General features: G+C 59.3%; 8 protein-coding genes and 1 riboswitch. Of the genes, 3 read left to right on the top strand and 5 right to left on the bottom strand.

Annotated elements, in window-relative coordinates; translation table 11 throughout:
- On the bottom strand, positions 1-244 hold a 244-nt coding region (locus CDA56_RS29010; RefSeq protein WP_139536118.1), incomplete at its 3' end, for a LacI family DNA-binding transcriptional regulator.
- A gap of 258 nt (positions 245-502) precedes the next feature.
- Between CDA56_RS29010 and CDA56_RS29005 the strand changes: the two genes are divergently transcribed.
- Both CDA56_RS29005 and CDA56_RS29000 read left to right on the top strand, forming a co-directional pair.
- Entirely contained in the window at positions 503-1,252 is a 750-nt protein-coding gene (locus CDA56_RS29005) for an SDR family oxidoreductase (protein WP_004852583.1), read from the top strand.
- Positions 1,253-1,282: 30 nt separating this feature from the next.
- Positions 1,283-2,890 carry an FGGY-family carbohydrate kinase gene (locus CDA56_RS29000; protein WP_102803387.1) on the top strand — a complete coding sequence of 536 codons (1,608 nt, stop codon included), beginning with the start codon at positions 1,283-1,285 and terminating at the stop codon, positions 2,888-2,890.
- A 94-nt stretch (positions 2,891-2,984) separates the two neighbouring features.
- Here the strand turns inward: CDA56_RS29000 and fbaB are convergent, their stop codons facing one another.
- The 3 genes from fbaB to thiM form a co-directional block, all read right to left on the bottom strand.
- Complete coding sequence (gene fbaB / locus CDA56_RS28995) at positions 2,985-4,037, bottom strand: class I fructose-bisphosphate aldolase (protein WP_004103793.1); 1,053 nt, start codon at positions 4,035-4,037, stop codon at positions 2,985-2,987.
- Between the two features lie 148 nt (positions 4,038-4,185).
- Entirely contained in the window at positions 4,186-4,986 is an 801-nt protein-coding gene (thiD, locus tag CDA56_RS28990; RefSeq protein ID WP_047723266.1) for a bifunctional hydroxymethylpyrimidine kinase/phosphomethylpyrimidine kinase, read from the bottom strand.
- A complete protein-coding gene (gene thiM, locus CDA56_RS28985; RefSeq protein ID WP_103814584.1) occupies positions 4,983-5,756 on the bottom strand; it encodes a hydroxyethylthiazole kinase in 774 nt (257 codons plus the stop codon). Before thiM ends, thiD begins: the two co-directional genes overlap by 4 nt.
- A 34-nt stretch (positions 5,757-5,790) precedes the next feature.
- Positions 5,791-5,887, bottom strand: a riboswitch (TPP riboswitch).
- 232 nt (positions 5,888-6,119) lie between these two features.
- Between thiM and CDA56_RS28980 the strand changes: the two genes are divergently transcribed.
- Complete coding sequence (locus tag CDA56_RS28980) at positions 6,120-8,096, top strand: alkyl/aryl-sulfatase (RefSeq protein WP_014230122.1); 1,977 nt, start codon at positions 6,120-6,122, stop codon at positions 8,094-8,096.
- Between the two features lie 57 nt (positions 8,097-8,153).
- Here the strand turns inward: CDA56_RS28980 and CDA56_RS28975 are convergent.
- The coding region (locus CDA56_RS28975; RefSeq protein ID WP_139536117.1) for a LysR family transcriptional regulator substrate-binding protein at positions 8,154-8,607 on the bottom strand (454 nt) is incomplete at its 5' end.

Genomic DNA, 8,607 nt, shown 5'->3' with positions numbered 1-8,607 from the left:
CCGAACCGAAATAGCGGTTATCGTATTTGGGGATAATCATACCGATGACGCGCGATTTTTTGCTGCGCAGCATGCTGGCCTGGCGGTTAATCGCATAGCCCTGCTCCTCGGCAATCCGCGTCACCTTTTCGGCAAGCTTCGCGCTGATGCGGCGCTTTTTCCAGTTGCCGTTGAGGATAGCGCTCACCGCGCTCGCCGAAACGCCGGACAGTTCCGCCAGGTCGTAAATCGTGATTTTCTTCATTTTCCCAACTTGCGTCACAAAATCATTTCGCTGTTAATTTCCCCACTTGCTCAATCGATGAAGCTAGCGCAACATGAGCTTCATCGATTGAGCTTCCATTTTACTTCCCGAAGTATTAACGCATTCAGCGTGAATACGCCAGCGAACATCAAAAAAATGACGCTCATATTCAATACCTTAACAAGTTTTCGTCTCCAGCGTCGAACGCGATGCCCTCGCGTTCGATAGTTCCAACCAGACTCTGTAAAGGATTATAAAATGAACCACTCTGTCTCCTCTATGAATACTTCCCTTAGCGGTAAAGTCGCCGCCATTACCGGCGCGGCGTCCGGTATCGGCCTCGAATGCGCCAGAACCCTGCTGGGCGCTGGCGCAAAAGTGGTGCTTATCGACCGTGAAGGCGAGAAGCTCAACAAACTTGTCGCCGAACTCGGCGAAAACGCCTTCGCCCTGCAGGTTGACCTGATGCAGGCGGATCAGGTCGATAATATTCTGCAGGGTATTTTGCAGCTTACCGGGCGTCTCGATATTTTCCACGCCAACGCCGGAGCTTACATCGGCGGGCCGGTGGCCGAGGGCGATCCGGACGTGTGGGACCGCGTGCTGCACCTCAACACCAACGCCGCCTTCCGCTGCGTGCGCAGCGTGCTGCCGCATCTTATCGCGCAAAAGTCCGGGGACATTATCTTCACCAGCTCTATCGCGGGGGTGGTGCCGGTGATCTGGGAGCCTATCTATACCGCGTCGAAATTTGCCGTCCAGGCGTTTGTTCATACTACCCGCCGCCAGGTTTCGCAGTACGGCGTGCGCGTCGGCGCCGTGCTGCCGGGCCCGGTGGTCACCGCCCTGCTGGACGACTGGCCGAAAGCCAAAATGGACGAAGCGCTGGCCAACGGCAGCCTGATGCAGCCGATTGAGGTGGCCGAGTCGGTGCTGTTTATGGTGACGCGCTCGAAAAACGTCACCGTGCGCGACATTGTGATCCTGCCGAACAGCGTGGATCTCTGACCGTTCAACCAGACTCTGTGAGAGGATGTTATGCAAATCGATACGCAACATATTATTGGCGTCGATGTCGGTTCGGGCAGCGTTCGCGCCGGGGTGTTCAATCTGCGGGGCGAGCTTCTCGCCCACGCGACCCGGGAAATTACCCTGTTTCGCAGCGCCGGAAGCGTGGTCGAACAGTCGAGTCGCGAGATCTGGCAGGCGGTGTGCTACTGCATTAAAACGGCGGTGGCCAGCGCCGGGGTCGCGCCGTCATCGATTGCCGGAATCGGCTTCGATGCCACCTGCTCGCTGGTGGTGATTGGCGATAACGACGCCCCGCTGGCGGTCGGGCCTTCGGAAGATGCGGAGCGCAACATTATCGTCTGGATGGATCACCGCGCCACCGGGCAGGCGGAAAAGATCAACGCCACGGGCCACGCGGTGCTGCAGTACGTCGGCGGTAAAATCTCGCCGGAGATGGAAACGCCGAAAATTCTCTGGCTGAAGGAGAACCGCCCGCACATTTATCAGCAGGCGCGCCACTTCTTCGACCTCGCCGATTATCTCACCTGGCGCTCAACCGGCGATTTAGCCCGCTCGGTCTGTACCGTGACCTGTAAATGGACCTACCTGGCGCATGAACAACGCTGGGATGCCAGCTACTTCCGCCAGATTGGCCTCGAAGAGCTGGCGGATGAAGATTTTGTCCGCATCGGCCAGCGGATTGTCGATCCGGGAACCCCCTGCGGCGACGGCCTTTGCGCCACGGCGGCAGAGGAGATGGGCCTGCCGGTCGGTACTCCGGTGGCGGTCGGTATGATCGATGCCCACGCGGGCGGTATCGGCACCGTCGGCGTGCTTAACGGCGCGGTTAACAATATGGCCTACGTCTTCGGCACCTCCTCCTGCACCATGACCACCACTCAGGAAGCGGTGTTCGTGCCCGGCGTCTGGGGGCCATATTACTCGGCGATGGTGCCGGGGTTCTGGCTGAGCGAAGGCGGGCAGAGCGCGGCCGGAGCGGCCATCGACCAGCTGCTGAGCTTCCATCCCACCGCCGCCGAGGCTAAGGCGCTGGCCAGGGCGCGCGGCGTCCCGCTGCCGGTTTATCTTGCCGATAGCGTGCTGGCGAAAGTGGAACGTCCTTCTGCCGCGGTCAAACTCGCCGCCGGGCTGCACGTGGTGCCTGAATTTTTAGGTAATCGGGCGCCGCTGGCCGACCCGCACGCGAAAGCGATTATCGCCGGGCTGGGGATGGAGCGGGATCTGGACAACCTGATGGCGCTCTACGTCGCCGGATTGTGCGGTATCGGCTACGGCCTGCGGCAGATTATTGACGCCCAGAAGGCGTGCGGCATCCACAGCGAGCATATCGTCATCAGCGGCGGAGCCGGGCAGCATCCGCTGGTGCGCCAGCTGCTGGCGGACGCCTGCGGAGTGAGCGTGGTGAGTACCGAATCCAGCGAACCGGTGCTGTTAGGTTCGGCGATTCTCGGCGCGGTGGCCGGCCAGATCGCCCCGTCCCTGCCGGAAGCGATGAAGCAGTTTACCCGGGTGGATAAAACCTACCGCTGCGTTGCGCAGTATAGCGCCGATCATCAGCGGCGCTATGAAGCGTATAAAACGCTACAGCACACGGCGCGGCTGATTCGCGAGTAAGCAAGATCCCGGGCTGCGGCGTAAACGCCTTACCCGGGCTACCAGACCGCACGAAACCGTAGCCCGGCCAGGCGTAGCGCCGCCACGCGAATGCTTAGGCGATGGTGACTTTGCCGTCCAGATAGACATCCTGCACGGCATTGATCAGCTTCACGCCGTCGGCCATCGATTTTTTAAACGCCTTACGGCCCAGAATCAGCCCCATGCCGCCCGCGCGCTTATTGATAACCGCGGTGCGCACGGCGTCGGAGAGATCGGTTTCCCCGCCCGCGGCGCCGCCGGAGTTAATCAGCCCGGCGCGGCCCATATAGCAGTTCGCCAGCTGGTAACGCACCAGGTCGATCGGATTATCGCTGGTGAGCTTGCTGTAAACCCGGTCATCGGTATAGCCGAAGTTCACCGCTTTATAGCCGCCGTTATTTTCCGCCATTTTTTGCTTCACGATATCCGCGCCGATGGTCGCCGCCAGATGGTTAGCCTGGCCGGTTAAGTCAGCGGAAACGTGGTAGTCGACGCCATCTTTCTTAAACGCCGAATTACGCAGATAGGCCCACAGCACGGTCACCAGGCCCAGTTCGTGCGCGCGCTCAAACGCAGCGGAGATTTCTTCGATTTGACGACGAGACTGTTCGGAACCGAAATAGATCGTCGCCCCGACCGCCACGGCCCCCATATTGAACGCCTGCTCAACGCTGGCGTACAGCGTCTGATCGTATTCGGTCGGGTAGCTCAGCGTTTCGTTATGGTTCAGCTTGACCAGGAAGGGGATGCGGTGCGCATAGCGGCGCGACACCGAGGCCAGCACGCCATAGGTGGAGGCCACGCAGTTACAACCGGCCTCAATGGCCAGTTCGACGATATTTTTCGGATCAAAGTACAGCGGGTTGGCGGCAAAAGAGGCGCCAGCAGAATGCTCTACGCCCTGGTCGACCGGCAGGATCGACAGATAGCCGGTTCCCGCCAGGCGGCCAGTGTTATACAGGGTTTGCATATTACGCAGCACCGCCGGCGGACGGTTGTTATCAACCATCACCCGATCGACGTAATCCGCCCCCGGCAAATAGAGCTGGTCGGCTGGAATCGTCATACAGCGGTGCTGTAAAAGCGTGTCGGCATCTTTGCCAAGCAACTGCGTAATATCAGTCATAGCGATCTCCCGTAAGTGCCGGTCGAAACCGGCATGCGTTTTCCCAACCCAATTATTTTGGGCAGGTTAAGCCTGGTACCGACTCAGCAGATTTTCCAGCCGGGAGCCTATTTTTTCAGCATAGTCTGCTGACACGTTGTCTTGCCGTTTACCACCAGGCGTGGAAATGGTGTACCGGGCCGATCCCGTGCCCCACTTCCAGCGAATCCGCCTGCGCCAGCGCCGCCGAGAGCCAGCCCTTGGCTTCCGCCACGGTTCGCCCCCAATCCTCATAACGCGGACGCAGGGCCGCCAGCGCCGCTGACAGCGTACAGCCGGTACCGTGGGTGTTTTTGGTCTGGACTCTCGGCGCGGTAAAGCGCTGCTCCCCGTCGCGGGTAAAGAGCCAGTCCGGGCTTTCCGCATCATCGAGATGGCCGCCTTTCATTAATACCGCCCCGCAGCCCATTCCCAACAGCGCTCTGCCCTGCTCCAGCATCTCCTTTTCCGTTCTGGCATGCGGCGCAGCCAGCAGCGCCGCCGCTTCCGGCAGGTTCGGGGTGATCAGCGAGACCTGCGGCAGCAGGCGCTGGCGCAGCGTCTCTACCGCCGAGGCTGAGAGCAGCGGATCGCCGCTTTTCGCCAGCATGACGGTATCCAGCACCACATTTTTAATCTGATAACGCGCCAGCCGTTCCGCCACCGCCTCGACGATATCGGTTTCCGCCAGCATCCCGATTTTGGTGGTATCGATGCGCACATCGCTGAAAACGGAATCGAGCTGTGCGGCGACAAAATCAGGCTCTATCCGGTACACCGACTGGACGCCGCGGGTGTTTTGCGCCACCAGCGCGGTGATGACCGAGCAGCCGTAAGCGCCCAGCGCCGAGAAGGTTTTGAGATCCGCCTGGATCCCCGCGCCGCCGCTCGGGTCGGTGCCGGCGATGGTTAGCGCATTAATTCGTTTCACAGATCGCCTCCCGCATAGAGCGCATCGAGGAAGGCGGGAGTAAAGCTGCCGGGGCCGCCCTGCAGCGCCGCTTTTCCCCCCGCAAGCTTCATCAGACCGCAGGCCGCGGCCACGTTCTCCAGCCGATCGCCGGGCATCGCCGCAGCGGCGGCAACCACCGCCGACAGCGCGCAGCCGGTGCCGACCACCCGGGTCATCAGCGGATCGCCGCCGGTGACCATGCGAATGCGCTGGCCGTCGGTGACGTAATCAACCTCCCCGGTCACCGCGACCACGGTATTCAGCTGGCGGGCTAACGCCTGGGCTGCGGGCAGCGCTGCGGCGGCGGTATCGGTCGTATCGACGCCGCGCCCGCCGCCGCTCATTCCGGCCAGGGCCATAATTTCCGACGCATTACCGCGAACGGCGGCAGGCTGCAGCGCCAGCAGCTCCCGGCAAAATTCTGTCCGTAAAGTCAGCGCGCCGACCGCCACCGGGTCCAGCGCCCACGGTTTACCCGCCTGCTGCGCGCTGTGCGCCGCCGCACGCATCGCCGCCGCGCGTTCAACCGTCAGCGTACCGACATTAATCAGCAGCGCATCGGCAATGGCGGCAAACTGGCTGGCTTCGTCCGGGTCGATAACCATCGCCGGGGATGCGCCAATCGCTAACAGGACGTTGGCGGTAAAGGCCTGCACCACGTCGTTGGTCATGCAGTGAACAAGAGGAGAATGGCGGTGAAAAAGGTGCCGCAGATGGGCAATATGCGCGGGGTTCAGCAGGTCAGACATCGTTTGCTCCCGCCAGGCGATGAAGAAGCGACGACCCTGCGGTCTCTGACTTCCCTACGCTGGCATTATCCAGATCAGGTGGTACGGGTTTTTCTCAGCCTTCACAAAGAAGGGCACCCCGAGTCATTGAGAGATAAAAACGTTCTCAGTGGGCAGGTTACGGTAAGTCGCGGGACAACGCAAGCCGGCCCGGCGTAGGTATACAAGCGCAAGGTAATTCAAAATTAACAATAAGCAATCAAATAATTAACAAAACAAACACTTTTGCAGATACGTGTTTATAGTTTAGGAGGCGTTACAGGATGTAACCCGACGTCATATCGAAATTAACGAGTGAATCAGCGTAAAACCATGAGGATTCCGATGAAATTAACACCGATTATGAAAAGTCTGGCTCTGGCAGGAATTATCTCGACTCTCCCTGTGACCAGCTGGGCCGAAACGTCGCCGAAAGAAGCCGCTGCAGCGACCAAACAGGCAAACGATGCGCTGTATAAACAGCTCCCCTTCTCCGACAACACCGACTTTACCAACGCGCATAAAGGTTTTATTGCCGCGCTTCCTACGGAAGTGATTAAAGGTGAACAGGGCAACGTTATCTGGAACCCGCAGCAGTACGCCTTTATCAAAGAGGGGGAAAAGGCGCCGGATACGGTCAACCCCAGCCTCTGGCGTCAATCCCAGCTCATCAATATCAGCGGCCTGTTTGAAGTGACCGAAGGCGTGTACCAGATCCGCAACCTCGATCTCTCCAATATGACCATCATTGAAGGTAAAGAGGGCATCACGGTTGTGGATCCGCTGGTATCAGCGGAGACCGCAAAGGTCGGAATGGATCTGTATTACAAAAATCGCGGCAATAAGCCGGTCGTTGCGGTGATCTACACCCACAGCCACGTTGACCATTACGGCGGCGTGCGCGGCGTGGTCGATGAAGCCGATGTCAAATCCGGCAAAGTCAAAATCTACGCGCCTTCCGGTTTTATGGAAGCCGCCGTTGCTGAAAATATTATGGCCGGTAACGTGATGAGCCGTCGCGCCAGCTATATGTACGGCAACCTGCTCAAACCGGATGCCACCGGCCAGGTTGGCGCAGGTCTCGGCACCACGACCTCTGCCGGCACCGTCACGCTGATTGCTCCCACCAATATCATCGAGAAAGATGGCCAGAAAGAGACCATCGATGGCCTGACCTACGATTTTATGCTGGCGCCGGGCTCGGAAGCACCGTCGGAAATGCTGTGGTATATCGAAGAGAAGAAGCTCATTGAATCCGCCGAAGATGTCACCCATACCCTGCATAACACCTACTCGCTGCGCGGGGCGAAAATTCGTGAACCGCTACCGTGGTCGAAATATATCAACGCCGCCATTGTGCGCTGGGGCGACAAGGCTGAAATCATTATGGCCCAGCACCACTGGCCGACCTGGGGTAATGAGAACGTGGTTAACCTGCTGAAAAGCCAGCGCGACCTGTATCGGTACATTAATGACCAGACTCTGCGCATGGCCAACGAGGGCCTGACCCGCGATGAGATCGCCGCCAAATTCAAGCTGCCGGACAGCCTGGCCAATACCTGGGCCAACCGCGGCTACTACGGCTCCGTCAGCCATGACGTGAAGGCTACCTACGTCCTCTATCTCGGCTGGTTCGACGGCAACCCGGCTACGCTGGACGAGCTGCCGCCGGAAGAAGCGGCGAAGAAGTTCGTTGATTATATGGGCGGCGCCGACGCTATCCTCAAGAAAGCCAAAGAAGATTACAACCAGGGCAACTATCGCTGGGTAGCGCAGGTAGTGAGTAAAATTGTCTTCGCCGATCCCGGCAATCTGGAAGCGCGCAATCTGGAAGCCGATGCCCTGGAGCAGCTGGGCTATCAGGCGGAATCAGGACCGTGGCGTAATTTCTACCTGACCGGCGCGCAGGAGCTACGCAACGGCGTCGTGAAAGGCCCGACGCCGAATACCGCCAGCCCGGATACCGTGCGGGCCATGACCCCGGAAATGTTTTTCGACTATCTTGCGGTCCATATCAACGGCGAAAAAGCCGGAACCGCCAAAGCGGTATTCAATATCGACCTTGGTAACGATGGCGGTAAATATAAGCTAGAGCTGGAAAACGGCGTGCTCAACCACACCGCCGATGCCGAAGCCAAAGACGCCGATGCTACCATCGCGCTGGATCGCGCCACGCTGAACAAAATCATCCTGAAAGAGGAAACGCTAAAACAGGCGGAGGATAAGGGTGAAGTCAAAGTGACCGGCGACGGCGCGAAGCTGGACGAGATGCTGGGCTATATGGATAAATTTGAGTTCTGGTTCAATATCGTGACGCCGTAAATAAGCTCCCGCGGCGGCCAGCTGCGGGGTTCCCCTCCCGGAGTCGACGCGCGCCGGTCAGCGCAGCGAACTTAGTAATAATGCGAAACATTCCTCAATCAGCGGCGGCAAAGGCTGCGGCCCGCGCATCAGCGCCACGGTTCGCGTCAGCGCGGGCTGCTGAAGCTGCGCCACCTTTAACGCCGGATCCTGAAGGTGGATAGTATAAAGCTCAGGCAGAATCGCCACCGCCAGCCGGGAACGCACCAGGCCGTAAAGCGTTTCAATATAGTCAACCTGATAACGCGTATTCAGCGTGAGGCGATGGCTCTCCGCCAGCGCGCCGACCAGACGCTGAATATTGCCCTTTGAGAACACCGCGATATCGCGCCCCGCGAGCAGCTTCCACGGCAGATGCGGCTGCCCGGCCAGCGGATCGTCGCAGTGCAGCACCGCCACAAACGGATCGTCGCGCAGAGGATAAACCTGCAGCTCAGGCGGTAACGAACTGTCTATTGCGCCAACGGCAAAA

The sequence above is a fragment of the Klebsiella michiganensis genome (genome assembly GCF_002925905.1).
GTDB classification, from domain to species: Bacteria; Pseudomonadota; Gammaproteobacteria; order Enterobacterales; family Enterobacteriaceae; genus Klebsiella; species Klebsiella michiganensis.
This window is presented reverse-complemented; position numbering and strand designations above follow the sequence as displayed.